This is a genomic window from Paraburkholderia silviterrae (assembly GCF_004353915.1).
GTDB classification, from domain to species: Bacteria; Pseudomonadota; Gammaproteobacteria; order Burkholderiales; family Burkholderiaceae; genus Paraburkholderia; species Paraburkholderia silviterrae.
Genome location: NZ_SMRP01000074.1, coordinates 1 through 1742, shown reverse-complemented (window position 1 = coordinate 1742; position 1742 = coordinate 1). Strand labels below are relative to the sequence as shown.

Here is a 1742-nt window from a genome sequence, read left to right as displayed (position 1 = left end):
CTCGACAAGAAGATCCGCCAGAAGACCCAGCTCGAACTCGTGAACATCATCGAGAAAGTCGATGTCACCTGTGTGATGGTCACGCACGATCAGGAAGAGGCCATGACCATGGCCAACCGCCTCGCCGTCATGAGCGAAGGCCGCATCGTGCAGATCGGCTCGCCCAACGACGTCTACGAATTCCCCAACAGCCGCTTCTCAGCCGAGTTCATCGGCTCGACCAATCTCTTCGAAGGCAAGGTCGTCGAAGACGAGCCCGATCACATCTACGTCGAAAGTGAGGACCTCGAAGCGCGCATGTACGTAAGCCACGGCATCACCGGGCCGCTCGGCATGCCGGTGGGCATCTCGGTGCGCCCCGAGCGCGTGCGCGTCACGCGCGAGAAGCCGTCCACGCCGCACAACTGGGCGCGCGGCGTGGTCAAGGACGTCGCCTACATGGGCAGCTACTCGCTCTATCACGTGCGCCTGCCCGGCGGCAAGGTGGTCGTGTCGAACCTCTCCAGCTCGCACCTCATGAACGAGGGCGCGCCGGCCTGGAACGACGATGTCTATGTCTCGTGGTCGCCCGCCAGCGGCGTCGTGCTCACGCAATAAGGGAGATGCCGACATGAGTGCCTCTTTGCCTTCCACTACCGCCGCCTCCGGCGGCCGCGCCGCGCGCGGCGCGCTCGCGCGCTTCCTCTCGCGCTTCGTGCCCTCGGGCCGCACCACCGTCATCGGTGTGCCGTTCCTGTGGCTCACGCTGTTCTTTGCCGTGCCGTTCGTGCTCGTGCTCAAGATCAGCTTCGCCGACCAGATGATGGCCGTGCCGCCCTACTCGAACCTGGTCGAGATGAAGGACGGCGTGATGCACTTCGCGCTGCAGCTCGGCCACTACGTGTTCCTGCTGCAGGACAGCCTCTACGTCGCCACCTATATCAGCTCGCTGAAGATGGCCGCGGTCTCCACCTTCTTCTGTCTGCTGATCGGCTATCCCATCGCCTACTACATCGCGCGCTCGAACCCGGCCACGCGCAACCTGCTCATGATGGGCGTGATGCTGCCGTTCTGGACTTCGTTCCTGATCCGCGTCTATGCATGGATCGGTATCCTGAAGGACGACGGCCTGCTCAATCACGCGCTCATCGCCATCGGCCTGATCCACTCGCCGCTGCGCCTCTATCACAGCGATGCGGGCGTCTATATCGGCATGGTCTATTCGTATCTGCCCTTCATGGTGATGCCGCTCTACGCGCACCTCGTGAAGATGGACCTCACGCTGCTCGAAGCCGCCTATGACCTGGGCGCGAAGCCCTGGGTCGCGTTCACGCGCATCACGCTGCCGCTCTCGAAGAACGGCATCATCGCCGGCAGCCTGCTGGTGTTCATCCCGGCGGTGGGCGAGTACGTGATTCCCGAACTGCTCGGCGGCGCGGACACGCTCATGATCGGCCGCGTGATGTGGGACGAGTTCTTCAACAACATGGACTGGCCGATGGCATCGGCCGTGACGGTCGCGATGGTGGTGCTGCTGCTCGTGCCGATGGCCCTCTTCCAGCACAACCAGGTCAAGGAACTGGAGGACCGCAAATGATCAAGCCCAACCGCACCCTTTCCACCGGCGTCCTCACGCTCGGCTTCCTGTTCCTCTACATCCCGATCATCAGCCTCGTGGTGTACTCGTTCAACGAATCGAAGCTCGTGACCGTCTGGTCGGGCTTCTCGCTGAAGTGGTACGCCGCGCTGCTGCAGGACGACGA

General features: G+C 63.0%; 2 protein-coding genes and 1 pseudogene. All 3 read left to right on the top strand.

Annotated elements, in window-relative coordinates; genetic code table 11:
• A partial coding sequence (locus tag EYW47_RS40570) for a TOBE domain-containing protein (RefSeq protein ID WP_133200411.1) occupies positions 1–597 on the top strand: 597 nt, incomplete at its 5' end.
• A gap of 13 nt (positions 598–610) precedes the next feature.
• Complete coding sequence (locus EYW47_RS40565; RefSeq protein WP_133200410.1) at positions 611–1576, top strand: ABC transporter permease subunit; 966 nt, start codon at positions 611–613, stop codon at positions 1574–1576.
• A pseudogene (locus tag EYW47_RS40560) lies at positions 1573–1742 on the top strand (putrescine ABC transporter permease PotI); the annotation flags it as partial. The gene EYW47_RS40565 and the pseudogene EYW47_RS40560, both read left to right, overlap by 4 nt.